21 protein-coding genes are annotated in these 26,340 nt (G+C 45.5%); 14 read left to right on the plus strand and 7 right to left on the minus strand.

Going from position 1 to position 26,340, the window contains the following annotated elements:
• The first annotated feature begins 57 nt into the window (after nucleotides 1-57).
• Nucleotides 58-2,241: a malate synthase G gene (locus AB6E54_RS10340; protein WP_017094719.1), complete on the plus strand. Its 2,184-nt coding sequence runs from the start codon at nucleotides 58-60 to the stop codon at nucleotides 2,239-2,241.
• A gap of 227 nt (nucleotides 2,242-2,468) precedes the next feature.
• Here AB6E54_RS10340 and AB6E54_RS10345 read toward each other — a convergent pair whose 3' ends face one another.
• Both AB6E54_RS10345 and AB6E54_RS10350 read right to left on the minus strand, forming a co-directional pair.
• Nucleotides 2,469-3,896 carry an NAD-dependent succinate-semialdehyde dehydrogenase gene (locus AB6E54_RS10345; protein WP_108194327.1) on the minus strand — a complete coding sequence of 476 codons (1,428 nt, stop codon included), beginning with the start codon at nucleotides 3,894-3,896 and terminating at the stop codon, nucleotides 2,469-2,471.
• Nucleotides 3,897-4,084: 188 nt separating this feature from the next.
• Nucleotides 4,085-4,873 (minus strand): IclR family transcriptional regulator, encoded by a 789-nt coding sequence (locus tag AB6E54_RS10350; RefSeq protein ID WP_004731927.1) that lies wholly within the window; start codon nucleotides 4,871-4,873, stop codon nucleotides 4,085-4,087.
• Nucleotides 4,874-5,026: 153 nt separating this feature from the next.
• Between AB6E54_RS10350 and pta the strand changes: the two genes are divergently transcribed.
• Both pta and AB6E54_RS10360 read left to right on the plus strand, forming a co-directional pair.
• Entirely contained in the window at nucleotides 5,027-6,100 is a 1,074-nt protein-coding gene (pta, locus tag AB6E54_RS10355; protein ID WP_372106905.1) for a phosphate acetyltransferase, read from the plus strand.
• Nucleotides 6,101-6,169: 69 nt separating this feature from the next.
• Entirely contained in the window at nucleotides 6,170-6,937 is a 768-nt protein-coding gene (locus AB6E54_RS10360) for a TSUP family transporter (RefSeq protein WP_372106907.1), read from the plus strand.
• Between the two features lie 82 nt (nucleotides 6,938-7,019).
• On the opposite strand, the gene AB6E54_RS10365 is transcribed toward AB6E54_RS10360, so the two are convergent.
• Nucleotides 7,020-8,738 (minus strand): cobaltochelatase CobT-related protein, encoded by a 1,719-nt coding sequence (locus AB6E54_RS10365; RefSeq protein WP_372106909.1) that lies wholly within the window; start codon nucleotides 8,736-8,738, stop codon nucleotides 7,020-7,022.
• Between the two features lie 3 nt (nucleotides 8,739-8,741).
• Nucleotides 8,742-9,725, minus strand: a complete 984-nt coding sequence (locus AB6E54_RS10370) for an AAA family ATPase (protein ID WP_372106910.1) — start codon at nucleotides 9,723-9,725, stop codon at nucleotides 8,742-8,744.
• Between the two features lie 262 nt (nucleotides 9,726-9,987).
• On the opposite strand from AB6E54_RS10370, the gene xsc reads away from it, so the two are divergent.
• The 10 genes from xsc (at nucleotide 9,988) to AB6E54_RS10420 (ending at nucleotide 22,300) form a co-directional block, all read left to right on the plus strand.
• Complete coding sequence (gene xsc, locus AB6E54_RS10375; RefSeq protein WP_004731917.1) at nucleotides 9,988-11,799, plus strand: sulfoacetaldehyde acetyltransferase; 1,812 nt, start codon at nucleotides 9,988-9,990, stop codon at nucleotides 11,797-11,799.
• Between the two features lie 429 nt (nucleotides 11,800-12,228).
• Nucleotides 12,229-13,044, plus strand: coding sequence for an FRG domain-containing protein (locus tag AB6E54_RS10380; RefSeq protein WP_372106911.1), 816 nt, complete (start codon nucleotides 12,229-12,231; stop codon nucleotides 13,042-13,044).
• A 264-nt stretch (nucleotides 13,045-13,308) separates the two neighbouring features.
• Nucleotides 13,309-13,746: a nuclear transport factor 2 family protein gene (locus AB6E54_RS10385; RefSeq protein WP_017074738.1), complete on the plus strand. Its 438-nt coding sequence runs from the start codon at nucleotides 13,309-13,311 to the stop codon at nucleotides 13,744-13,746.
• 48 nt (nucleotides 13,747-13,794) lie between these two features.
• Nucleotides 13,795-15,261, plus strand: a complete 1,467-nt coding sequence (locus tag AB6E54_RS10390; protein ID WP_372038961.1) for an NAD(P)/FAD-dependent oxidoreductase — start codon at nucleotides 13,795-13,797, stop codon at nucleotides 15,259-15,261.
• A gap of 117 nt (nucleotides 15,262-15,378) precedes the next feature.
• Entirely contained in the window at nucleotides 15,379-16,380 is a 1,002-nt protein-coding gene (locus AB6E54_RS10395; protein ID WP_017059971.1) for a TRAP transporter substrate-binding protein, read from the plus strand.
• Nucleotides 16,381-16,544: 164 nt separating this feature from the next.
• Entirely contained in the window at nucleotides 16,545-17,087 is a 543-nt protein-coding gene (locus AB6E54_RS10400; RefSeq protein ID WP_372106913.1) for a TRAP transporter small permease, read from the plus strand.
• Between the two features lie 37 nt (nucleotides 17,088-17,124).
• A complete protein-coding gene (locus AB6E54_RS10405; RefSeq protein ID WP_017064290.1) occupies nucleotides 17,125-18,465 on the plus strand; it encodes a TRAP transporter large permease in 1,341 nt (446 codons plus the stop codon).
• A gap of 11 nt (nucleotides 18,466-18,476) precedes the next feature.
• The gene (locus tag AB6E54_RS10410) at nucleotides 18,477-19,397 is read left to right on the plus strand and encodes a cache domain-containing protein (RefSeq protein WP_372106915.1); all 921 of its coding nucleotides are present in this window, start codon (nucleotides 18,477-18,479) and stop codon (nucleotides 19,395-19,397) included.
• 236 nt (nucleotides 19,398-19,633) lie between these two features.
• Nucleotides 19,634-20,206 carry a malate synthase gene (locus AB6E54_RS10415; protein ID WP_017070684.1) on the plus strand — a complete coding sequence of 191 codons (573 nt, stop codon included), beginning with the start codon at nucleotides 19,634-19,636 and terminating at the stop codon, nucleotides 20,204-20,206.
• A gap of 486 nt (nucleotides 20,207-20,692) precedes the next feature.
• Entirely contained in the window at nucleotides 20,693-22,300 is a 1,608-nt protein-coding gene (locus AB6E54_RS10420) for a BCCT family transporter (protein ID WP_171732749.1), read from the plus strand.
• A gap of 205 nt (nucleotides 22,301-22,505) precedes the next feature.
• Here the strand turns inward: AB6E54_RS10420 and AB6E54_RS10425 are convergent, their stop codons facing one another.
• Complete coding sequence (locus AB6E54_RS10425; RefSeq protein ID WP_102332693.1) at nucleotides 22,506-23,432, minus strand: M14 family metallocarboxypeptidase; 927 nt, start codon at nucleotides 23,430-23,432, stop codon at nucleotides 22,506-22,508.
• 175 nt (nucleotides 23,433-23,607) lie between these two features.
• Between AB6E54_RS10425 and AB6E54_RS10430 the strand changes: the two genes are divergently transcribed.
• Nucleotides 23,608-24,513: a DUF808 domain-containing protein gene (locus AB6E54_RS10430; RefSeq protein ID WP_102427973.1), complete on the plus strand. Its 906-nt coding sequence runs from the start codon at nucleotides 23,608-23,610 to the stop codon at nucleotides 24,511-24,513.
• Between the two features lie 117 nt (nucleotides 24,514-24,630).
• Here AB6E54_RS10430 and pyrC read toward each other — a convergent pair whose 3' ends face one another.
• Complete coding sequence (gene pyrC, locus AB6E54_RS10435; protein ID WP_102332692.1) at nucleotides 24,631-25,659, minus strand: dihydroorotase; 1,029 nt, start codon at nucleotides 25,657-25,659, stop codon at nucleotides 24,631-24,633.
• Nucleotides 25,660-25,851: 192 nt separating this feature from the next.
• Nucleotides 25,852-26,010, minus strand: coding sequence for a YqaE/Pmp3 family membrane protein (locus tag AB6E54_RS10440; protein WP_017059962.1), 159 nt, complete (start codon nucleotides 26,008-26,010; stop codon nucleotides 25,852-25,854).
• Nucleotides 26,011-26,340 lie beyond the last annotated feature (330 nt).

A 26,340-nucleotide genomic window follows, 5' to 3' on the forward strand; every position in this document is an offset into this window, starting at 1 on the left:
TTTGAGCTAGTCACGAAAATTTATTGAGTAGCCATAAATTAGTTTGAGAGAGATTTTATGAGCAGTCGTATTCAACAGGGAAGCTTGAACATTGATAGCACCCTCTACCAATTAATTAATGAGCAGGTGATTCCTGGAACAGGCATTGTCGCTGAAGACTTTTGGCAATCATTTGCAACCATCCTTGAAGATTTGGCTCCAAAAAATCGCGCATTGCTTATCAAGCGTGAAGATCTTCAACATCAAATTGACGTTTGGCACCAAGAGCGTGCTGGGCAAACGCTAGATGCGGCCGAGTACAAACAGTTCTTACAGCAGATTGGCTACCTAGTTCCTGAGGGTGATGACTTTCAAGTAACGACTGCCAGCGTTGAGCCTGAAATTGCAACACAAGCGGGTCCGCAGCTTGTTGTACCTATTATGAATGCACGTTTTGCACTTAACGCGGCCAACGCACGTTGGGGCAGTTTATACGATGCGCTCTACGGAACAGATGTCATCAGTGAAAGTGATGGCGCGGAAAAGGGAGGAAGCTTTAACCCGGTACGCGGTGCTAAAGTGGTGAGCTACGCTCGAGGTTTCCTTGATGACGCTGCACCGTTAAACGGTGTCTCTCATAAAGACGTGACTAAATACAGCATCAGCAACGTCAGCATTGGTAATACACTGACAGCGACCTTAGACAACGGCGAAGAAGTCACTCTAATCGATCGCAACCAGTTCATTGGTTACCAGGGTGATGCAAGTGCACCTTCAAGCATTCTGCTTAAGCACAATAATCTACATATTGAAATTCAAATTGACCCAAGCGCTCCGATTGGTAGCGTCGATGTAGCTGGTATTAAAGATGTGCTGGTGGAATCGGCACTGACTACGATTATGGATTGCGAAGACTCGGTCGCTGCGGTCGATGGTGAAGATAAAGCGTTGGCTTACCGTAACTGGTTAGGCTTGATGAAAGGTGACTTACAAGAGTCGCTAGAGAAAAACGGCAAAACCATCGTTCGTAACCTTAATCCAGACCGCCAATACACTAGCGTGACGGGCGGTGAGATCTCGCTGAAAGGTCGCAGCATGTTGTTCATACGCAATGTGGGCCACCTAATGACCAACCCTGCCATTATTGATGCTCAAGGCAATGAAGTCCCTGAAGGCATTATGGATGGCATGGTCACCTCGTTAATCGCAATGCACGATTTAAAAGGGAACAGTGCTTACCAAAACTCGACCGCGAACAGTATCAATATTGTAAAACCTAAGATGCATGGTCCTGAAGAAGTCGCGTTCACCAATGAGCTGTTTGGCCGCATTGAAGATGCATTAGGGCTAGATCGATTCACGATCAAAGTCGGCATCATGGACGAAGAGCGTCGTACTTCAGTCAATCTTAAAGAGTGTATTCGAGCGGCTAAAGATCGCGTTGTGTTTATCAACACAGGTTTCTTAGACCGAACGGGTGATGAGATTCACACCAGTATGGAAGCGGGACCATTTGCTCCTAAAACACAGCTGAAAACCATGACTTGGATTGGCGCATACGAAGATCAGAACGTTGATCTTGGCTTAGCTTGTGGCCTGCAAGGTAAAGCCCAGATTGGTAAAGGTATGTGGCCAGAGCCAGACAATATGGCCAAGATGATGGACGCGAAAATCGGACATCCTCAAGCGGGCGCAAATACTGCTTGGGTTCCTTCTCCAACTGCTGCGACTTTGCATGCTCTGCACTATCACAAGGTGAGTGTACCAAGTCGTCAGAAAGAGCTTCGTGAGCGAGTGAGAGCGAACGTCGATGATATTCTGACTATTCCGCTATTAGGTAATCAAAAGCTGACAGCTCAAGATATCCAAAACGAATTGGACAACAATACGCAAGGTATTCTTGGTTACGTAGTGCGTTGGATTGACCAAGGCGTCGGGTGTTCTAAGGTGCCAGATATTAACGATGTAGGTTTGATGGAAGACCGCGCTACGCTGCGTATTTCGAGCCAACACATTGCGAACTGGTTACGTCATGGGATCTGTAATGAAGCCCAAGTAATGAAAACCATGAAGCGCATGGCCGCAGTAGTTGACGAGCAAAACGCTGGCGACCCGAGCTACCGTAATATGGCACCTGACTTTGAAAACAGTATTGCATTTTCAGCAGCGTGTCAGTTGGTATTCGAAGGCTGCGCTCAGCCTAGTGGTTACACTGAGCCAGTGCTGCATGCTATGCGTCTAAAACTGAAAGCGCAGGGATAGAGAAGCAACCCAATAACAAAAACAGAGAATGTAAAATACTAAAAAAAAGAAACCCCCTTTAACCGAGCCCAAGGTGCCGCGCTTTTATAGCGCGGCTTTTTTTTGCTGTTTTTTTGGTGTGTGGGGGAATCTCAGAAGAGAGGTGTTAGTAGGGCTATTCGATGTTTAAGCTTGCTGATGTCTAAGAGTCAGGCTTAGTTACGACCAAGCCTAACTACTTCCAAAACCTAGTTACTACCAAAGCACAGATACTTGATATCCATGTATTCATCAATGCCTTCTTTAGCTCCTTCACGGCCAATACCTGATTGCTTAACACCGCCGAAGGGCGCGACCTCGGTTGAGATGAGGCCATCATTAATACCGACCATACCGTACTCAAGTGCCTCTGCGATGTTCCATACTCGATGAATGTTCTGACTGTAGAAGTACGACGCTAATCCATAAATGGTGTCGTTTGCCATCTCAATAAGCTCTTCGTCTGTCTCGAATTGCATCACAGGAGCGACAGGACCAAAGATCTCTTGCTGAACAATGTCCATGCTGTGTTTCACATTTTTAAGAATGACAGGCTGAAGGAAAAGCCCATCAAGCTCTTGAGTTGGCGTCACAGGTGTCGCGCCTTGTTCTACCGCTCTGTCTATTAATGCTTGGATGTTGTTCTTCGCATTCTGACTGACAACAGGACCAATGGTGACACCTTCATCTAAGCCGTTACCAATCTTAAGCTGTTGAACCGCTTTATCGAATTTAGCCACGAACTCATCGTATACCTTACTGTGAACGTAGAATCGGTTTGCACAGACACATGTTTGTCCCGCATTACGGAATTTTGACGCCATTGCGCCTTGAACGGCCGCGTCGATGTCGGCATCGTCAAACACAATAAAAGGTGCGTTGCCACCGAGCTCCATAGAAGTGCGTTTGATGCCTTTTGCCGCTTGAGCCATCAAGATACTGCCGACTCGAGTCGAACCAGTAAAAGAGATCTTTTTGATCCGTGGGTGTGATGTGAAAAGCTCACCGATCTGTTCAGGGCTGTCGCCAAGCACCACTTGTAATAGATCTTTCGGGATACCCGCTTGATAAGCCAGTTCAACCACAGCAAACGCAGAAAGCGGTGTTTCATCTGAAGGTTTTACGACAAAGCTACAACCGGCTGCCAAGGCTGGAGCTGCTTTACGAGTGATCATTGCAATAGGGAAGTTCCATGGCGTAATTGCACACGCGACTCCAATAGGCTGCTTGATGGTCACCAAGCGTTTGCCAGCGACTGTGCTAGGAATAGAATCACCATAAGTACGCTTGGCTTCTTCTGCGAACCACTCAATAAAGCTCGCGCCATACACGACTTCGCCTGTCGCTTCTGATAACGGTTTACCCTGCTCAATCGTCATGATTCGAGCCAGATCTTCTTTGTTTTCAAGGATCAGTTGGTGCCAACGGTGTAGTGATGCAGCACGAGATTTAGCTGGAACCTTGGCCCACTCTTTCTGTGCAACATGAGCACGTTCAATCGCGTTTGCTAACTCTGCTTGTGATGAAATAGGTGCGTGTCCGACGAGTTCACCTGTCGCTGGGTTTGTGACTGCAACTGCGTTGTTCGCTTCTGTCACCATAAAAGAGAGTAAGTGCTGGTTCTTAATGTTTAGCATCGTGATTCCTTTGTTGTGATTACTTTAGACGTGTTGCTTATATGCGGGTTGGCGAGTGTTCAAATGACTTCGACCAACCGTTGATTGGTCGAAGATAGTGGTCGTTAGCTCGTTAGCTCGTTAGCTCGTTAGTGCTTAAGTTGTTGCTTGCGAAGCGATAGCCACTCGAAGCGGTCTAAGAAAATGACCTATTGTTGACTCCAATTATCAGACTCTATTTTCGCTAGCGCTTTTGCGGCTTTCTGAAGAGCGGGTAGGTACTTGATCGCTTCATCAGGTTTGACTCGAATTACAGGCGCTTGTATCGCTAGGCCGAGGTTTGATTGACCCGTAGATGATGGGATCAGCACGGCGATACAGACTAAGCCCGGCAAAAATTCTTCGTCATCAATCGCAAAGCCTTGGATTTTCGCTTCTTCGATGTCTTTCTCTAACATCGAATAGTCGGTAATGGTGTTCACGGTGTATTGAGTCAGTGGCACATTTTCAATTAATCGTCTGCGCTGTGACTTAGACATGTGCGCCAAAAACAGTTTTCCGCTTGCTGAGCAATGCACCGGGACGCGAGAACCTGGGTGTAGATGAAAACGAAGGGGTGCTTCAGTTTCTGCGCGATCAAGATAGATGATCTCGCCACTTGATAGCGCCGTTAGGTTACAGCTTTCACCAACTTCTGCTCTCAGATTTTCAAGAATAGTGCGTCGGGCACTGTGCATGGTGCTATTCAACAATAGGTTTTCGGCAAGCTTTCTGAGTCGAATACCTGAGCTGTAGTGCTTCTCATCGCCGTCTCTTTGAATAATGCCTGCCGCTTCTAACTGCTGAAGCATTCGGTGCAGCGTAGGTTTTGGCAGTCCAGTTTCTTCGACTAATCCTTGAAGAGAAATAAACTCGTCTTTTTGCGCTATCACCTCTAATAGTGCAAAAAGTCGGAGAGTCGGTGTATCCCCTTGAACTGGTGGTGTTTCTGTTTGCATATAATGATCCATCCTTGCGATATGTCTATGCTTAAGAGTGTACATACCAAATCATTATTCTTCAATTATCTGAATAAAATTTGACCTTTTTTATTATTCCAATAATATAAATATAAATTATGGAACAATTAATCTCAATAAATGGAATTTAAGATGAAGGCGATTGAACGGATTATTGACAAGGCTCACTTAGATCGTAAGCGAGTGGTTTTGAGTGAAGCTGAGGACCCGCGAGTACTAGCAGCCGCAAGAATGGCGATAGACAAACAGCTCGCTCACATCACCCTAGTAGGGGATGAACCAGCGATCATCGCTGCTGCAGAATTACATCACATTGATCTTGTGGGCATTCACATTGTCTCCCCACAAGCGTCATCACTCAAAGAAGTCCTCGCTGAGCGGTTGTATACATTAAGAAAAGCGAAAGGTATGACTTACGATGATGCGCTAGAGCTGGTTCTAGACCCACTCGTTTTTGCCAATTTGATGGTCAGAGAGGGGCTGGTGGATGGCACAGTTAATGGTGCGGTTTATACCACGTCTGATGTGGTGCGAGCTGCGCTTCAGATTATCGGCCCCGCGCCAGACAGTGAATTGGTGTCCAGTTTCTTTCTGATGATGTTGTGTGAGCCTTTCCATAATCTTAAAGGCGGCATGATTTTCAGTGACTGTGGTTTGGTGATTAACCCCAATGAAACCGAGCTAGCATCGATTGCAGTGGCCGCATCAAACAGCGCTCAAACGCTACTGATGGAAGAACCTAAAGTCGCAATGCTGTCTTTTTCGACCAACGGCAGCGCCAAGCACGAATCAGTCGATAAGGTTCGTAACGCGGCTCAACTCGTGAAACAGCGTTGTCCCGGAATCGCCGTCGATCAGGATGTTCAACTCGATGCCGCGATTGTGACTGAGATTGCCGCGAAGAAGCTGCCAGATTCAGAGGTGAAAGGTCAATCGAACGTGTTGATATTCCCGAATTTAGAAGCCGGTAATATTGGTTATAAGCTTGCGGAAAGGTTAGGCGGGGCAGTTGCGATTGGTCCACTGTTACAAGGGTTGAGTCAACCTGCGAATGACTTATCAAGAGGGTGTTGCGCACAAGACATCTTTAATGTGATCGCGGTGACCGCGGTACAAGCGCAGCAAGGAAAAACAGCAAATTCAAAGACTGACGTGGCGGCTGATTCTGAAAAAAGAGATGAATCGACATTTGATTTTAGATACTAAAATCTAGCTCCTGAAGCTGATACTCACATTCAAATCAACCCCCCAAAAACAACCTAACTAGGACTGCTGATGGAGTTACCTGTTTTACTCGCTATTCTTGCCACCATCGCGGTGGGTACCTATTTTCAAACTGTCACCGGATTTGGCCTCGGTATCATCGTGATTGGTTTAACGGTTAGCCTTAATCTGGTTTCCTTACCCGTTATAGCCGCTGTGGTCAGTATTGTGACCTTGTTCAATTGCTTGGTCGCGTTGATGGGTAAGCCACTGCTTGGGGAACTCAAGATTCTGGTGGTGTTGGTCATCGGTATTATTCCCGGCGTTTCGATGGGGGTGTACTTGCTGGACGAGTTAAGCGATTCGGCAACGCATATTCTCCGAGGACTATTGGGTGCGATGGTGCTATTCGCAGGTTTGAGTTTTATGTTCAAACCTAAAACCAGAAAGGATCGCTCGGCAACCGTATCTTTCCTTGTCTCAGGCTTTAGCTCTGGGTTAGCGGGTGGGTTGTTTGGGATGGCAGGTCCACCGATTGTTTATCATCTTTATCGGCAGCCTTTTACGCTCGATCTGGTGCGAAGCACACTGCTGATGGTGTTCGCTTGTACGTCAATGTCTCGTACCGTCAATGTCTACGCTGCAGGCGACATGGAACAGAGCATACTGTGGTTATCTGCTATTGCTGTCCCCTTGGTGGCGCTTGTCACGATGTTTGCTCGACGTTTCCCACCACCGTTGTCCAATGATCAACTCAGAAAGCTGGTGTTTATTGTGTTGATGTTGATTGGTGGGTACTTGATGGCTGTCTCTGCATGGTCGTTGTTTGCTGTCTCTTAGTTTATTGCTACCTATTAAGAACATTCCGATAAAAGGCTAGCGGCCTGCTAGCCGATATTTCACTGCTTACGACCTATACCTCCTAACGCTTTAGCATCTCGAAGATGTTCCTAGATAACCCAAACAAACAGCTCTCCTGCACATCTAAAGTGATGTTACTGCGGTAGTACGGGCTCAAATCCACTCCCATCCCCGCGCCATGAATCTCAATTCCGTTTTTGATCGACTCACGTTCAATCACTTGTTTGAGGTGGTTATCCAAATAGAACTGATCGTTGGCAGTGCTGGTGGCGGTATCCATTGGGCTGCCGTCTGAGAACACGATCAAAACCTTTCGTTGAGCAGTGTGCTGTTGCAACCGTTGGCTAGCGAACTGCACCGCTTCGCCATCAATCCCTTCTTTAAAGACGTCTGCTTTACGAAGACTCGCAATGCCAAGGCGAGAGCGTCTCCAATGCGTATCAAAATCCTTAAACACGATGTGCCGAACTTCGTTCAAGCGGCCTGGGTGCTTTGGTTGGCCTTGTTTAAGCCACTGTCGATAGACCTTGCCACCATTCCAGTTGTTGGTAGTGAAGCCAATGATCTCAAATGGGATATCAGCCAATCCTACAGATTTGAGAATGGTGTCCATCAACAAACTTAGCTTGTGACTGTGCTTTTGCATTGAACCTGAACAATCCATCAAAAACGTGATAGCACATTGATGAGATGCACCGATGTCAGGTTGATAAAAGACAGTGCGATCCAATGGCGACGTGATGAGCTTGGTTATGGTGGTGGCGTTAACAATGCCTTCTTCTAAATGGTCCTGACGTCGGTTCCTCTGTGGCGTGGCAACAAAACTAGTGAGCATAGCGGCCAAACGGCGAGTGTTTACTTGTCTCGCCATGATGTCATCGGTGAGTTTCTGTCTCAGTTCGAGTAATAGGGCGCGCCTGACGAGTTTGTCTGCGGCGATGACTTGATCAAATTCTGAATTAAAGACCTGATAATTCGCGCCCGAAAGCTCGAACACCTTGCTACTGCCCGTGATGTCAGTATCGACGTATTGATCTTGAATGTCTCCATCAACGATAAGGGCAAGCTGCGCAAGGATTTTTATGTCTTCTTCAACGGTTGGCGTAGCCGAGCTATCGCTCTCTTGCTCTTGGTCGATGAGCTCTTGTGCAAGGGCTGCCAACTCGTTGGCGCAGTGTGCAAACTGTTGTTGGTCGGTTCTATGTTGTTTTAAGCGCTTCAGGCTATGCCCAAAAGTAGGCACGATGCCGGCGCGAGTCGATTCAATGGTCTCAGCGATAGGCTCAGACACCGGAACGCCAGTTAAGCGTGTGTGGATGACTTGCATTAGTGTAAACAGCAACATGCCTATTCGTGATTCGGTAAAGCCATTTTGATGATATTGGTCGCTCCAATACGCAAAGTTGAATTGGATACTGGTGGTCACGCCTTTTAGATAAGGCGGGACTTGAGATTCAATTCGGACCTGTTCGCAGAAGTCGTAAAGCAGACGTTCTATTTCGTTTTGAGGGCGCAATGAATAATGGAGGTCAGCGTCTGAAAGTAACAATCGCAGTGCCGATGAATCGATCTTACCTTGCATCGATAGCTTGCTGCTTTTTAGCTCGTGGCGAGAAACAAAGGTGAGATCGTTAGTATGTGCTGACTGGTAATAACAGGGCTTATTGCCTTTATAGAGACGTTCTCCCCGATAGTTCAGATTGAGTTCGCCACTGATTGCTCTGGCGACAGACACACCAATATCGAGGATCTTTTTCTGTTGGGAAGAAACATTGGCCATGGTTTACGACTCCGAGTGGGAATAGTTTTGAGTATGCGTTTCCAAGGCTTCACCAAAGCAACGGAAATAGTATTCGCTAACCAGTTCTTTCTCTTCGTCTTCACAGCGATTCAAGAATGACAACCTAAATGCGGTGGCTACATCATCGAATATTTGGATGTTTTCGGCCCAAGTGAGCACCGTTCGCGGAGACATCACCGTTGAAAGGTCGCCAGCCCGAACCCCGTTACGCGTTAATCCTGCGGTAGCGATCATTTTCTCGACCAGTTGTCGGCCACTTTCATTATTCAGCTCTGGAAGCTTAGATAACACGATTTTGGTTTCATGTTGTGGGTCTAAATAGTTGAGCGTAGCGATGATGTTCCATCTATCTAATTGACTATGGTTAAGCACTTGAGTGCCAGAATACAAACCTGAAAAGTTACCCAAGCCAAGCGTGTTGCAGGTAGCAAACAGGCGGAAAGAAGGGTGAGGTGTGATCACTCGGTTTTGTTCTAAAGAGGTGTATTTGCCGTCTTGTTCTAATAGCTGTTGAATCACAAACATCACGTCAGGACGACCAGCGTCGTACTCATCCAATACCAGTGCGATGGGTTGTTGAACGCTCTGAGGAAGAATACCTTCTTTAAACTCAGTCACCTGCATTCCGTCTTTAATGACGATGCTGTCTTTACCAATGAAATCCAAGCGACTTAAGTGTCCGTCTAGGTTGATCCTCAAGCATGGCCAGTTCAATCTCGCGGCGATTTGTTCAATGTGAGATGACTTGCCCGTTCCGTGTGTGCCTTGAATCAGCGTGCGACGATTGGAGGTGAACCCTGCCAATATAGCCAGCGTCACTTCGGGGTCAAAACAGTAATTAGGATCGACTCTCGGCACATATTCACCCGGATGTTCAAATGCCATCACCGTTAGGTTACTGTCGATGCCAAAGCGTTCTCTCACGCTTACCGGCTGCGTTGGTACCAATTCCGCCTCTTTCATCATATTTCCCTCTATATAGCTCATCACTTGTCGCTGCTATCGCGATATGTCATCGATTATTAACAGCTCCAGTTAAGTTAACGACACTTTTTGTACGAAAAACTACCAATAATGTGATCCAGTTTTGTTAATTAGAATGAATTGTTCCAATTTAATATAAAAAGTTGACGTGCAAAAATTCTACTACTAAGGTGAAAATGAATTCGAAAAAGAGACAATTCATTCCGAAAAATGAAATTTTGGTTAACTCAAGGAGAATGGAAGAATGAGCGAGCAAGAAAAACGTACGGTTGTTTCCGGCACAGTAACAATGACACCATCAGAAGCGTTCGTTGAAACTATGGTTGCTAATGATGTTACCGATATGTTCGGCATCATGGGGTCGGCATTTATGGACGCAATGGATATCTTTGCTCCTGCTGGCATTCGATTGGTTCCAGTAGTACACGAGCAAGGCGCTGCCCACATGGCAGATGGTTATTCTCGTGTATCGGGTCGCCACGGTGTAGTCATCGGGCAAAATGGCCCTGGTATTAGTAACTGTGTAACAGCAATTGCAGCTGCGTTCTGGGCACATAGCCCGGTCGTAATTGTGACGCCAGAGACAGGCACTAAAACAATGGGCTTAGGTGGTTTCCAAGAATGTAACCAGCTTCCAATGTTCCAAGAGTTTACTAAGTATCAAGGACACGTAACGCACCCAGACCGTATGGCGGAATACACAGGCCGATGCTTCGACCGTGCGATGAGTGAAATGGGTCCAACTCAACTAAACATTCCTCGTGACTACTTCTACGGTGAAACTCAAACTGAAATCCCTAAACCAGCGCGTTTAGACCGTGGTCCTGGTGGTGAGAAATCTCTGAATGAAGCAGCAGACTTGATAGCTGAAGCTAAATTCCCAGTCATCATTTCTGGTGGCGGCGTGGTAATGGCCGATGCAGTTCAAGAGTGTGCAGCGTTGGCAGAAAGACTAGGTGCTCCCGTAGTGAACAGCTACCTGCACAATGACTCTTTCCCTGCTAGTCACCCATTATGGTGTGGTCCTTTAGGCTACCAAGGTTCGAAAGCTGCAATGAAATTGATGGCTCAAGCGGATGTGGTTATCGCTTTGGGTACACGTCTTGGTCCATTTGGTACCTTGCCTCAACATGGCATGGACTACTGGCCGAAGAACGCGAAAATCATTCAGATTGATGCCGACAACAAGATGCTTGGTCTGGTTAAGAAGATTTCGGTTGGTATCTGTGGTGATGCAAAAGCAGCAGCGGTTGCTCTATCTGAAAGGTTGGAAGGTCGTGCACTGTTGTGTGATGACAACAAAGGCGCTCGCCAAGATACCGTCGCTACAGAAAAAGCACTTTGGGAAAAAGAGCTTGATGAGTGGACACACGAACGTGACTCTTTCAGCTTGGATATGATTGAGGAAAACTCACACGAGACTCCGTTCTCTGGTGGCGAATACTTACACCCACGCCAAGTATTGCGTGAGCTAGAAAAAGCGATGCCAGAAGACGTAATGGTCTCGACGGATATCGGTAACATCAACTCAGTGGCAAACAGCTACTTACGCTTTGAGAAACCACGTAGCTTCTTTGCTGCAATGAGTTTCGGTAACTGTGGTTACGCATTCCCGACCATCATTGGTGCGAAAGCAGCGGCACCTCATCGCCCCGCTATTTCATATGCAGGCGACGGTGCGTGGGGCATGAGCTTGATGGAAACCATGACATGTGTTCGCCATAACATTCCAGTGACAGCCGTGGTATTCCACAACCGTCAATGGGGTGCGGAGAAGAAGAACCAAGTCGACTTCTACAACCGACGCTTTGTTGCCGGTGAACTTGAAAACCAAAGCTTTGCAGAAATCGCACGAGCTATGGGCGCTGAAGGTATCACGGTTGATAAGCTAGAAGATGTAGGTCCAACCCTGCAAAAAGCCATCGACATGCAGATGAACGAAGGCAAAACAACCATCATTGAAATCATGTGTACTCAGGAATTGGGTGACCCGTTCCGCCGAGATGCACTATCAACACCGGTTCGTTTCCTAGATAAATACAAAGATTACGTATAAGTCATAGGAAGTTTGTCCGGCCGTAGATATCTCGAGAGTGTTAGAGAAAGTGCTATCGAGAATGTGGTCGGGCAATACCAACGGGTATTGGCAAAGGACTTAGGTGAAGAACGTAAACGCTTAGTTCAATAATTTCCAGTTAAACATTAGAACACTAATTAAATGTTCGTTAGGGAAATAAGTGGTTATTGCTATATAAACTTTGTTACTCGTTATTATTAATCGACCATTAACTCATAGCTACTTAGTGAATGGTTCTAATACTGATACTTGTTTATGAAGATATATACTTATTATCATTTTAGAAAAAATAAAATAACGACACTAGTTGACTATTGGTCAATCGTTATTATTGGTTGATTTTTATCATCGATTGATAGGGTTGTTGATATTTGGATCTTACCGAATTTAAATTAAGTGAATCGTAGTATGTATGTTGTGAAAAATAAACATTATATAAGCTCACTCGACGAGCTGTATAAAATAATCGATTCACTCATTAAAGAGTGTAATGGGCATCGTGGTTTGATTTATAACGTGTGTGATTATGAAAATAATAACTTGATGCCAAGCTTAGGTCGCTCAAATCGAAAGAATATTCGCCGTGTCGAACAAGAGTTTCTTTCGACCGTGAGAGTTTATGGCGGGCATTCGTTGAATGCACACCAGATAAACGATTGGTTATTGATGTGTTTAGCCAAGAAACAGGGGTTTCCAACCCGTTTACTTGAGTGGACAGATAACCTGATTAATGCGCTGTGGTCTGTATGTCATAGCCAAAGTAAAGACTGTATCAATATTATTAAAGCCATTGATTATCATAAGGTTAGTGTTTTTAACTCACCATGTGACTTCAATAAGACTCAGATATTCAATGTGGCTGATTGTGATCAGCAAGAGCAACGAAAGGATAAGTGGTATTCCATTCACCCATTTAAGGAAGGTGGCAATGATGCCATTCAGCCTTTGTACGATGAGAAAGAATATTCAAACGGTCTAGTATCCGTTCATATTCTTCCGTCAGCGAAAGTAAACCTGATAAAGGAATTAATCTCCATGAATGTTTTAAATGAACCGACAGAATATATTGAAGAGAAACTGGCTGATTTGAAAAATGAAGCCCATGTAGATGGTAATCAAGTAATTAATAAAGGCGAGGGTAATATCGATTTACAAGTTAATACTCATGATCGCCAGCTTGAGCAGTATGGCCGAAAGTACCATCAAGATTTTGATTTCGACTAAAGTCTAATATTTCTAATTATTTTATTTAGACCTCGTATAAATCTAGTGAGTGACTGTGTAAATAAAATTAGAACACTAATTAATTTATAAAAAGATGAAATCTGTGAGCTTAAAGATTGTTTATAAAGTAACTCGAAGTTAGAGTGGCGAAGCTTGTTATCAAGTTGTTAAATTTCACAGATCTAGTTTAAAAACTCTAATAAAAAAGTGGCGCAAAGCTACTGAAATTTAAACCAATAACGAAAACATAAAGGATTCTGGAATATGAATATGCAAACCAATGCAGCGACATTCGTGCTGGAAAACCAAGTCGACACCGCCTTTTTACAGTCTTTTAGTGATGCGTGGAATAACCATGATATTGAAGCGTTAATGTCGTTTATGACTGAAGACTGTGTCTTCCACACCGTGGCAGGAGAAGGCGAACTTGGAAACACTATCGAAGGGTACGACGCCGTTCGCAATAGCTTTGAATTGGTTTGGCAGAACTTTCCAGATGCAGCCTGGAGCGACCCTGTCCACTTTGTGTGTGGTGACCGTGCGGTAAGTGAATCAACGTTCTCTGCGACTAACCCTGATGGCACCGTCATCGAAGCTCGTATGGTTGATGTGTTTACCCTGAAAGATGGAAAAATCAGCGTAAAAAATGCCTTCCGTAAAACACGACCTCTTTTGACTCCTAACAACACTCCCAAGAGCTAGACACGAAACCAAAATCAGTCCACGTGTTATGACTAGGAGAGTCGAATTATGAGTTTAGTAATGGAACAACCGGCAGCCGATGTGCCGCCAAAGGTGAAAAGCACCCAAGCACAAGAAAGCACCCAAGCAAAAGAAAGATACGACCCAAAATACGATCCACTTAAAGACAAGAGCCCAGGTCACGGCAAGGAATACGCCCCGACTTATTGGGTAGATACCGCAGGCGCGCCACCTGAAGATGATGGTCCAATTACATCGGATATGGATGTGGATGTAGCGATAATCGGTTCAGGCTACACAGGCCTAAGCACCGCGATACACCTTGCTGAAATGTACGGCATTAAAGCGACTGTGATTGAAGCTAACCGTATGAGTTGGGGCTGCAGTACCCGAAATGGTGGCCAGGCTCAGTGTGCGTCAGGACGTTTGAAACGTTCTCAGTGGATTGAACGCTGGGGACTCGAAACCGCACTGAAAATGCATCGCGAATGCGTCGATGGAATGAACACCTTTAAGTCTCTGATCAAAGACATTGATTGTGACCCACAGCCGGGCGGCCACTTATACGTTGCCCATCGTCCCAAAGTGATGGCAACACTTGAAAAAGAAGCCAAGTTGCTGCGTGACACGTTCGATTACGATGCGCAGATCTTAGATGCGGAAACCGTAAAACGTGATTACGTTGGTGATCAAGAAGCGGCAGGCGCAATGCATGAGCCAGAAGGTATTGGTATTCATGCAGGGAAACTGGCGTTTGGTTATCTAAGAAAGGCGAGAGCACTCGGCGTAAAAGTTCACCCAGCAAGCCCTGTGATGGGTTGGGAAACACGCAACGGTGTGCACTACCTAAAAACACCAGGTGGTGTGGTTAAGGCTCGTTCTGTCGGTGTTTGTACTGGCGGCTATACCAGCCAAGGTTTGCATTCAGAGCTTAAAAATCGCCTATTGCCAGTACTTTCTAACTCGATGGTGACGCGTCCGTTAACTCAAGACGAAATCGCCGCGTGTAACTTCAAAACCAATCAGGTGATTACTGATACCAGAATTCTGCGTCATTACTACCGTTTGTTACCCGATAACCGAGTGCAGATTGGTACACGCAGTGCCATCAGTGGCAAGAATGCACCTGAAAAGAAATACGAAGATATGTTGAGAGCGGATCTTACTCGAAAATTCCCTTCTCTCGACCAGATCAAAATCGATTATTCATGGTGGGGTTGGGTTGATGTTAGCCACGACATGATGCCAAGAATCTATCAGCCGAATCCAAAGCAATCCATATTCTACGCACTAGGGTATGGCGGCAATGGTGTAATGTACTCCGCTCAAGCAGGCAAGCGCCTTGCCCAGTGGATCGCAGGTGAAGGTCATAAGCTTGACTTGCCAATATTTGAATCAAAACTTCCGTTCCCCAACGTGAGGGAAGTGGTGGAATCTGAGATGTTTGCACCATTTCGAAGAGTAGGGCAACAGTTCCTTTATCAGTGGTATTCGTTAAAGGATGAAGTGCTTTAGCTACTCGAACATTGTTTCCAAAATAGGGAAATAGAACTACGACCAGGAAAGTTGTACCAGGTCACCTTGTGAGCAAAGTACAGGCAGGACGTCTGTATGATAGGAAAGGTTAAGACTATGAAATTGATTAAAAATAAAATTATTGCTGGTGTCACTATTGTAGCAACAGCGGTGTTATCTCATACCGCGGCAGCAGCGAATTTTAAAATGGCTATCGGCGATGCTGCTGGTGGTACGCAGTGGGAATTAGCGACCTCATTCTCTGAACTGATGGAGCAAAAAACAGACGGTAAAGTGAAAATCGACCTGTTCCCGAATGGCCAATTAGGCAATGAGCAAGACACCGTAAACGACGCAGCAATCGGTCTTCTCGACTTCTCTGTACTGGCGATCAACAACGTGACGCCTTTCTCTCCAACCGTTGGTCTATTGACCATGCCTTACGTGATTCAAAGCGCAGAAGAAGCAGTGCTACTGACTCAAGGTCAAGTAGGCCAAGATTTAGTTGATAACACGATTCGTGACGCTGGTGTTCGTATTGTCGGTTGGGCTTATTCTGGCTTTAGGGTTTTGACCAACTCGAAAAAGCCTGTTGCTTCACCAGAAGATTTGAAAGGGCTAGTGATTCGTGTTCCTCGTAACGAAATCATGATCGCGTCTTATCAAGCATGGGGTGTAAACCCAACGCCAATGGCGTGGTCTGAGACTTTCACTGGCCTGCAACAAGGCGTGGTAGATGGACAAGATAACCCTTACATCACAGTCCACGCGATGAAATTCAACGAAGTACAAAAGTACGTGACCAACATTCGCTACATTTTCTCTTTGGAACCTCTAATTGTGAGTGAAACGGTCTTCCAACAACAGACTCCTGAAATGCAAAAAATCATTCTTGAAGCAGGTCAGGAAGCGACAGAGCACAGTTTTGCTTATCTAGAAAATACGGAAAACAAGATCCGTGAAGAGCTACAAGCGAAAGGCATGGTATTCACAGACCCAGCAGACAACGAGCAAGAGTGGATCAGCAAGGTGACTAAGTCAGTTTGGCCTAAGTTCTACTCAAGCATTGGGGGCAAAGACAAGCTAGACGACGTTCTTGAGTTACTAGGTAGAAAGTAACGATTAGATACGCCCTATCTGCTGTTCTGCGCTACTTAATCACCTAGCGATAGAACAGTGAGATAGGGCATTTACATGGCTGTACTCGTTGATCTGTTCTGTACCTGATCTTTTTAGGACCGTGAGCGACTGGTTGTCATGTGGAAATCAACATTGGAGGTTATATGTCAGTCGCTAAAACAATAAAAACGCACCTAAACAACATTGAGGAATATACCTGTTGTCTGCTGCTCGCAAGCTTTGTCCTATTGCTGTTTACACAAATCCTTACTCGTCAGCTTTTCGATTACTCCATACCTTGGGGTGATGAAGTCGCGACTTACATGTTCGTTTGGTTTGCCTATCTAGGGGCTGTTGTTGCGGCCAAGATGTCGGCGCACAACCGAGTGAGCTTTCACTTTAAATTCTTTCCGCCAATCGTGCAGACCGTGAGTGAAACCATCGCTGACTTCTTATGGCTCTGTTTCAACGGCTACTTCGTTTACCTCAGCTACGACTTCGTGTTCAACAAAATGAATCTGTTTTGGAAGTCTCAGACTACAGGTATCCCGATGAAGTACTTCTACATGATTTTACCTATCGCGTTTTCACTGATGATGATTCGAATTATCTGGAACAACTATGAGCGTTTATTCAAAGGCGCAACCAACGAAGATCCAGAAGTCAAAGAGCTGCGCAAAATGACGGCACAAAAGTCAGCGCAATAGTCATCACAGAGAATAGTCGTAATAGAGAGATGTAATAATGGAATCCTATTTAACTCTAATTTTATTTGGTGGCTTTTTAACGCTGTTAATTCTGGGCGCACCAATCACAGTATCACTGGCTGGCGCTTCGATGGCGGCCTATATGTTGCTCGACAAAAATCCCATCGCTTTAGTACAAATCGCGTTTACCTCGGTGGGTAACTTCCCGCTAATGGCCCTGCCAGCCTTTGTTCTTGCGGGTGCATTAATGGAGGCGGCGGGTATCTCCAAACGTCTGGTGGATATCGCCGAAAGCTTAGCGGGTCCCGTAACAGGTGGCCTTGGCGCAGCAACGGTAATGGCGTGTCTTTTCTTTGGTGCTATCTCGGGTTCAGGCCCTGCAACCACCGCTGCGGTAGGCATGCTAATGGTGCCTGCGATGGTCAAGCGTGACTACGATAAGAGCTACGCATCGGCAGTTACTGCTGCATCTGGTGGCTTGGGCATTATCATCCCGCCATCCATTCCCTTGGTTATCTTTGGTATCTCCGCAATGGGCTTAATGGCGCCACCGGAAGCCATTGCTCAACACGGCCAGTTTGCTTCTTTGTCTATTCCAAAACTGTTTGTTGCTGGGGTTGTACCGGGCTTCATCATGGCTTCGACGCTGGTGGTAACCAACTACTTCATTGCTAAGCGAGAAGGCTATAAAGGGTTGACTGAAACCTGGTCGTTTGGCGATGTAAGGCACTACTTGCGCCGCGGTTTATGGTCGATATTAGCGCCGTTCTTGATTCTTGGCGGTATCTACAGCGGCATGTTCACACCAACAGAATCTGCGGTTGTAGCGATATTCTATTCGTTGTTTGTGGGTGTATTTATTCACCGCGAATTGTCGTTCAAAAGTGTGATGAAATCTCTATCGACCACGACATGGATCACCGGACGTGTGTTGTTGATCCTCTTTGCAGCAACAGTATTTGGACGCTTGTTGATCGAGCAAAAGATCCCGGTTGTCGTGGCTGAATCATTACTCAGTTTTACCGACAACATGTACATGGTGTGGGCGCTAACCATTACCTTGTTGTTGTTCATCGGCATGTTTATGGAAACCTTAGCGGCGATCATGATCATCGTGCCAGTGTTACTGCCAATCATGTACATGCTGGGCGCTGATCCAACTCACGTGGGCATCGTGGTGGTGTGTACCTTATCGATAGGTTTTGCAACGCCGCCGCTTGGGGAAAATATCTTTGTCGCCTCGGGGATTGGTGGCTCTACGGTTGAGCAGATCACCGCGAAGATCCATCCCTTTGTACTTGCATCTGTTGTGGGCGTTTTCGTTATCGCTTTCTTCCCACAAATCACGCTTTGGCTACCGTCCTTAGTCGGCTATTAGGAGAGATAACCATGAATTTATCCAGAATCATCCTCATTGGTTGTGCCGTGTTTGCAGTGGTGAGTGGTATTAGTTTACGTGCGGAACACTCTGAAATAGAGAAAGAAGCCAAGCCTGTCAATGTGCTTGATATTTCTGAGCCCCACGTGGTGAGCGAGGCAGAGAGAAGAGCCAAGACTCTGCTGGCGAAAGCTGTAATCCACGTTCAAACCGAGGGGGATGAAAGCGTCAAAGATTTCATGAGTGACCCTGAGTACATAGACGGTGAGCTATACGTGTTTGCACTCGGAATTGATGGTCAATTTCTTGCCAGTGGCGGCTCTTCCATGGTGCTGGTGGGCGACAGTGTATTGGACACACAAGATGTTTACGGCAATCCTTTTTTCCGTGAAATGATCACCAAAGCGGTACACAAGGGTTTTGGTGAAGTGAAGTATCACTGGACCAACCCGACCGATCGCATGGGTGAGCCGAAAACCACTTTCTTCGAGCGTGTCGGCGATGTAATCGTGGCGGTGGGGTATTACCCAGAACGTTCCAGTGCTGCAGAAGCTAAGCGATTATTGGCGAGAGCGATGACCGCAATAGTAGAGTCTGAGCAAGACAGCATTACTGAGTTCAATAATAGTGAAGGCAGCTTTGTTGAAGGGGACTTGTATGTGTTTGTGATGGATATGAGCTCTGGAAAGTTGCTGGCGCATGGGGTCTCTCCTGAGCTAGTTGGGCGTTCGCACAGCGAGATTCTATGCCCAGACGATAAGCCAATTCTCACTGAGATGTTAAACCTAGCGAAAGAAAATGGGCGAGGCGTTTATACCTATCAATGGTTAAACCCGCTGTCGAGCAAAGTGGAAACCAAGCACACTTACTATCGAGTGATCGACAATAAGCTGGTTGGTGTTGGTTATTACACAAATTCAAACAACACGTAAAAGTGTTTCTACTGAGCCCTCAACCCAGTTAGATAAAGGGCTGGGGGCTCAAAATGCCGGTTTGTGTAAAAAAGCAATTTAGTAAAATTCACACTGTGTAATTTTTGTTGTGAAATTGTTTCAAAAATAACAGTAGTATGAAAAACATGGAAACCACACAGTAAAGAACAATTTTGAAAAGGGTCTATTGGGATGTTTGACCTAAATGAAATTTAAAGCCGTACGAGGGATAGACTATGAATATGCTGACACTAGACAAAACAGAACTTCACAGAAACCATTCAACATTTATTGCTGAAGCTGTCTTTGCCGTCGAAATGGTGAAAGCAGACAAGCAACTCGAAAAACAGAAAATGGCGAAACAGTTGCTTGATACTTTATTTCCTCTTGAGGCGGGTTCACACGAAGACGCGGTGAGCTACGAGATTGATTACCGACATGTTCAGGTTTACTTCAAAAACGGTGAGCACACCGGCCTAAAACGCGCTAAACACTTTGTAGCTTACACAGGTGATAAATCTAAGCCTTCAGCAATCCTATTCCGTGATGAAAGCGGTACGCACGTTGAAGTGACAATCGGCGCTCGTAAAGGCACAGGCCGTCTGGAGTTGGTTGATATTCAAGATATCCAATTAGAGACGTGCACTACGTTTGGTCAAACTGAGGCCAGCCGTTCTTCTGGCATCCGTCACTGGGTGAGCTTAGTAAAAGGCGATGAAAGTGGCCGCCCGAATGCATCAAGTGAAGACAAAGAGTTCACTGCGAAAAATGGTGAAGACTATAACCTAGGTTTTTGCTTCGCAATCTAACGAACTGTCTTTGAAATGTGCAGTGCTGATCTGTGAGATGCAGCACTGACATTTGAGCACTGATTTCTCTTTTACCTTTGGTAACTTTCCCCGCCCCTATAGCGGGGCTTTTTTATTAGAGCTATAAGTAAATTGGGTGATTATTAAAATTATCTGCAAAAAGTTTGGATGTGATTTTACGGTGCGTCATTTTAATTTAAATTGTTGTATTTGAAGGTTTTTATTTTTTTGTTTTATTCTGTTTTTATTGGGTTAACTATCACTATCAACGGTGGTTTGGGTGACTATTGAGCTAAAACTCAGTCAAAATGCTTTGAGCTGTGCTATAATGTGCGCCTTGGGATTGAGCCAGTAAGTCCATTTGTCACTAACTATTGTGATTTTTATTGCCTTTTATTTAGGCGGTTCGGCGAGCCAATCAAGTAGTAATTGGATACGGAGAGCGTCCTTATATTCGTTGATTCGGATATGCGAACATCATAATTTATGAGTTTTAAATCAAAAAAATACAGTATTGATTCTACTGACTATCAAGTTGGTCAAGATAACGTCAGTAAATGGGGCATGGATGTCCATAACACAGTCTTCGTAGCCTCAGTAGGCTTATCTCTTCTCTTCATCATCACTCTTCTTGCTCTTCCTCCTGCAGATGCTAAAGCTGCAATTGATTCTATTAAGGGTGCTGTTCTATCAAAGTTTGACTTCCTGTTTATGTGGGGAGCTAACATCATGCTAGCGTTTGCTGTAGTTCTTGCTTTTTCACCGTTGGGTAAAATCCGTTTAGGTGGTGAAGACGCGACGGCGGACTATTCAATGTCATCTTGGATTGCGATGTTATTCGCAGCAGGTATGGGTATTGGACTTATCTTCTGGGGTGTTGCAGAGCCAACTGCGTTCTTCACTAACTGGTTCGGAACGCCATTAGACGCAGAACCTTTCACAGCCGCTGGTCGTGAACTGGCGCTAGGCGCAACCGTATTCCACTGGGGTTTTCATGCATGGGCTATCTATGGCATGACGGCGCTTTGTCTGGCGTACTTTGTTTATAACAAAGGCTTACCGCTATCAATGCGTTCTGTGTTTTACCCAATTCTGGGTGAGCGTGTGTGGGGCAAAACTGGTGATGTAATCGATGTACTAACCGTACTGGTTACTCTGTTTGGCCTTGCGACTTCATTGGGCTTAGGTGGTACACAAGCAGCAAGTGGTATTAGCCACGTGTTCGGCTTGGAAAACAACATCTTCCTTCAGCAATCTATCATCGTTCTGATCATGGGCTTGGCGATCATCTCTGTACTACGTGGTATGGACGGTGGTGTTAAGTTCCTAAGTAACCTGAACATGGTTATTGCATTCATATTCCTTGGTCTTATCGCTGTATTGAACTTCACAACTGTGCTTGATTCAATGGCAACGGCGGCAACGGGCTATGTGAAAAATATCGTAGCTTTGAGCCAAAGTGCGGGTCGTGAAGACACAACATGGCTGCATGGTTGGACTGTGTTCTACTGGGCATGGTGGGTAGCGTATGCACCTTTCTTCGGTATGTTCGTAGCGCGTATTTCTAAAGGCCGTACGGTTCGTGAATTCCTACTTTGCGTATTGATTATCCCAACATTGGTGACTTCAGCTTGGATGTCTATCTTCGGTGGCGTAGCTATCGAGCAAGTGATTAATCAGGTGGGGCAACTTGGCCTCGACCAAGGCATTACAGATGTATCTCTAAGCTTGTTTTACATGCTAGATGCTTACTCGTTCGGTAGCATTCTGTCTGTTCTCGCAGTCGCGCTGATCATTGTGTTCTTCGTTACAACGTTGGACTCAGGTTCTATCGTTATCGATGGCATGACGGCGGGTGGTAAATTAGAAGTGCCAGTGAAACAGAAAGTCGTTTGGGCGGTTATCTCAGGTGCTATCGCGATGGTGATGCTGTGGATTGGTGGTACTCAATCAATCCAAGCTCTGCAATCTATTACGATTATTGCAGCACTGCCGTTTACGATCATTCTTTTGATTGGTTGTGTGAGCTTGTTGAAAGGCCTACTGACAGAAGTCGGTAAAGGGCAAGAAACGGTTACTCCGGCCACTAAGTAAGTACCTCTAGATAGGAACTTACTCTAATCAGCAGATTCAAAGCTCCCTTGCACCGCGTGCAAGGGAGCTTTTTTATGCCGTAGAAGACATCAGCGAAAGAGAAACAAAAAAGAGCCACAAGTGAGTAGTCATTTGTGGCTCTTTTAGTTCTTGGCTCTTAGTTATTAGTCTAGGTGCCCGGTTCTAGCTATGAGCGGGTTTACGCTTACGCGTTCAATTCGTGCTGAATAACGTAATCCAAAGCACCAACAACAGCAGCAACTTGAGCATCGTTACACTCTTCGTCTGTTACTTTGTCACTGTCTGGGTAAACCTCTGTGGTTGTACCGTACTTACAGTCAGTCACGCCGCCACATAAGCCAAGCTTCTTCATTGGGTAGTTGATCACGCCGTGTTGAGTGACGTCTGAACCAATGATCTTGCCTTCGTCATCCGCAGGCGCAATGTGGGTTACTTTTTCAACTGAAGCGATGACAGCAGCTTGGAATTCAGGTTGTGGGTTTTCAGTATCGCCAACAGTGTAGAAACCGTCTGGGATCATACCTTCGATGTACTCAATGCCATCACGAGCTGCGAGTGCAGGTCGGAATTCAGTTTCATCAGAGTCAGTCGTCTCATGCAGGTCAACGTGAACCAATACTTCTGGCAGAGACGCTACTAGAGCTCGTAGGTTTGCTGATTCTTCTGCTGGCGTACCGTCGTAGAAAGAGCGGTTTGGATCAACAGCATTTGGATTCCAGCGGTTGATCACTTCGTAGCCCCAAGGGCTCACACAAGGTGCGACAACAATGTTGAAGTGCGTCGTGTATTTTTCTGCTTGAGTCGCAGCGAATTTGATCGCGCCATGCACGCCACTGGTTTCGTAACCGTGAACACCACCTGTCACCAGAATCGTCGGCTTTGACTCGTCCCAGTTTTTGCTCTTGATAGCGAAGAGTGGGAAGCGAGCTTCGTCGTAGCTCAGTGCGCCGTATTGTTCGATGTCAAAGCGGTCTGCAAGTGCTTTAATCTTTGGTACAACTTCTTGCTGGTATTCGCGCTTAACCGTTCGTTGAGCTAACCATGCTTCACGTTCTGCTTGTTGCCATTTTTGCCCTGGCTTACCAATCGGGTAGGTAGATTCACTTTTCATCAATACTTTTTCTTTTATGTTCGTGAAAGATTAAGACAGATTATTCCCGTCTAACAGAGACAGCAATAGAAAACACAACTTGTGACTTTATTTTTTACAGACTCATAACTTTGATGAGTGAATTGATGGTGTTACATTTTATTGATGGTTCAATTCTTTATAAAGAGACAACAAAATGGCTGGAGCAAGTTTACTAACACTGTTAGATGACATTGCAACCGTGTTGGATGATGTCGCATTGATGTCTAAGGTAGCCGCTAAAAAAACCGCAGGCGTATTAGGTGACGATTTAGCCCTTAACGCCCAGCAGGTATCCGGTGTTTCTGCTGAAAGAGAAATCCCAGTGGTATGGGCGGTCGCAAAAGGCTCATTTAAAAACAAGCTGATTTTGGTTCCGGCAGCACTATTGATCAGTGCATTCATTCCTTGGTTGATCATGCCACTACTGGTGATTGGTGGTCTGTTTCTTTGTTTTGAAGGGGCAGAGAAAATCTTAGAAAAGCTTTTTCCTCATGCTCATCAACACGAAGAGAAAGATGAGGAAAGCAGCTCGGGTGAATCTGTTGAAGAGTATGAGAAGCGAAAGGTCTCAGGCGCAATTCGTACCGACTTCATCTTATCTGCGGAAATCATTGTGATAGCTCTGGGTACCGTAACGGGTACAAGTATCGTGACTCAGATTCTTGTCGTAAGTTTGATAGCCGTTGTGATGACGATTGGTGTTTATGGCTTAGTGGCTGGGATCGTTAAGCTGGATGATTTAGGTTTTTATCTCCAGCGCACATCGAATGGGAGTACCATTAAAACCAGATTGGGTAATGGGTTAGTCGCCTTTGCACCAAAGCTGATGAAGATGCTTGCGGTTGTCGGCACGGCTGCGATGTTCTTGGTTGGTGGCGGTATTGTGGTGCACAACGTTCCTGCGATTCATCATTTAATTGAACCGATTATTATGGATTTTAGTGGACATACGATTGCGACTGCGGTGGTACCAACGCTATTAAATGGTGTGATTGGGGTTTTATCTGGATTGATTGTCGTTGCTATTTGGACTGCTATCGGAAAAATTCGCGGTAAGTAATCGTTAAATTACTGCTGGGAATAAGACAGTCTTTCATCGAAACAAAAAAGGGTCACCATAATTACTATGGTGACCCTTTTCGCTAAATGGAGGGTGTTTATTTAACAGCCCAAGTGCTTATTTTACAGACCAAGCAATCGCCTCGCCGCCACGGATTGGCACAACGATGTCTGAACCGAAAGGCATCGTTTCAGCAACATTCCACTCTTCTTTAACGAGCGTAATTGTATCTGAGTTACGTGGCATGCCGTAGAAGTCTGGGCCATTGTGGCTCGCGAATGCTTCTAGGTTCTCAATCTTGCCTTCTAAATCGAATACTTCAGCGTACAGTTCAACCGCAGCGTGCGCTGTGTAAGAACCTGCACAACCACACGCTGACTCTTTTGCACCTTTAGCGTGTGGTGCAGAGTCTGTACCCAAGAAGAACTTCTTGCTACCGCTTGTTGCTGCTTCAATAAGTGCTAACTGGTGTGTGTTGCGCTTAAGGATAGGTAGGCAGTAGAAATGTGGCTTAATGCCGCCAACCAACATGTGGTTGCGGTTATAAAGCAAGTGGTGAGCAGTAATGGTTGCCGCTACGTTCTCGTTAGCGTTCTTAACGAAAGTCGCAGCATTTGCCGTCGTGATGTGCTCTAGAACGATCTTCAGGTTAGGGAAGTCGTTAACAATCGGTGCTAGAACTGTGTCTAGGAACTCTTTTTCACGGTCAAAGATATCAACATCGTGAGCCGTTACTTCACCGTGTACCAGCAGCAACATACCCACTTCTTGCATTGCTTCGAGTACGTGGTAAATCTTTTGAGCTGAAGTTACACCTGAATCAGAGTTAGTCGTCGCGCCAGCAGGGTATAGCTTCGCTGCTACAACAGCGCCAGATTCTTTCGCTTTACGAATTTCATCAGGTGTTGTGTTGTCTGTCAGGTAAAGTGCCATTAGAGGCTGGAATTGTTCACTTGGCTGCTCTGCCATGATGCGTTCACGGTAAGCAAGAGCCATTTCGGTATCGGTTACCGGTGGGATGGTATTTGGCATGATTAACGCTCGACCATTGTAACGGCTGATATCGCGAACTGTATCTTTTAATACTTCGCCATCGCGTAGATGAACGTGCCAGTCGTCAGGACGAGTAATCGTAAGTTGTGTCATTGAAGGCTCCCACCATTTGAAGTGTTATGTAGTTGGAGCCTAAACTCAGCGAAATCTGTGAAAGCAATCGCTTACGTTTAGGCGACAGGATGATAGTGGAAAAGTACTTTCATTTCATCCTATTTTTAACTCTTCATGGCTAGGAGCTTGTTTTTATGGATATTTTATTCGGTATCTATTTGTTAATAAGGGTTAGCGGGTGGCTACCCACAGACCATGGATCATTCCTGGAACCCAGAAGAAGAAAGTAAGAATGATATTAATCACCAAATCTTTCCCGGCGCCGCGAGCGAAGAACACGCCAACAGGCGGAAGCAGTACACATAAGATGATAATGACGAGTTTGTTCATGATAAATCCTTTTTATTCAATGAAAGTTCAATGCGGTAAACGTGTTCATATTATAGAACGTCTCGAGAGTGTTACTGCATTGCTGCCTTAATGTATCAAGATAGAAAGCTAAACATCTCAAGATACTAGCCTAGTATCAAGTGTTTAATGCCTACCAGTTTATCTATTTATAACCAAATGCTTATAATCAGTATTCCCATCAAGATATACATTTAATCATTTGAAGTTTGGCCGTGATTTTATGACTAGGCATTTCCAAGAGTCAATTTTGCATATTTGCTAAACATATCCAGTTGCAAAAAGATAACATCGCAATCGAATGTAGAATTC

This window comes from Vibrio sp. 10N.247.311.49 (genome assembly GCF_041467655.1).
Taxonomy (GTDB): Bacteria; Pseudomonadota; Gammaproteobacteria; order Enterobacterales; family Vibrionaceae; genus Vibrio; species Vibrio crassostreae_C.